General features: G+C 59.4%; 1 pseudogene. It reads left to right on the top strand.

Features of this window, described 5'->3' with window-relative positions:
* Positions 1-163: 163 nt before the first annotated feature.
* A pseudogene (locus tag DEQ92_RS21125) lies at positions 164-695 on the top strand (recombinase XerD); the annotation flags it as partial.

A 695-nucleotide genomic window follows, 5' to 3' on the forward strand; every position in this document is an offset into this window, starting at 1 on the left:
TATAGCGATATAGAATTCATACACTTCTGTTATGGCAATATTCTCGCGCTATAGCTGCTGTATTGACTGATTACGGCAGGTTAGATTCTGAGCTATCCCACTTAACATTAGAACAGTAGTGTGCAGTGGCTATTAGTGGGTCGCCACTGTATGCGAAGCACAGATGATAGACCTCGCTCAGAACGACGCTACCCCCACGGATCGCGGCAGCGAGACAACGCTCCAAGACGCTGCTCGCCTGTATCTCGGGGCTCAGGACTCTGGCGTCTATGCGAGCAACGCCACGCACATCCTGGAGCGCTGGATCGGGTGGGCTGAAGACCGCGGGGTGACGAACATCGACGAGGTCTCGAAGCGACTGCTCACGAACTACGCGACGCGGCTCCGACGCCGAACCGAGAGCAATGCGATCGCTGCGTCGACGGCACAGAACTACTTCGACGTCGTCGCCGGCCTGTTGACGTACGCAGCCCGGCGCGATTGGCTCCAATCGAATCCTGCCCGCACCGAGGCCGCGGAGAACGAACTTCCAGCTGTAGATAACGGGGGGCGAGCGACGCAACAATTCTGGTCACCGGCGACGCGAGAAGAGCTCGTCCGCTGGGCCGACTGGCGGGCCGAAGATGCCCTTGATCACGACTGGATGGATGGCGAGGCCGCCGTTCGAGACCGCGCACTCGTGGCGATCTTCGCCT

The sequence above is a fragment of the Haloferax sp. Atlit-6N genome, assembly GCF_003383195.1.
Lineage (GTDB): Archaea > Halobacteriota > Halobacteria > Halobacteriales > Haloferacaceae > Haloferax > Haloferax gibbonsii.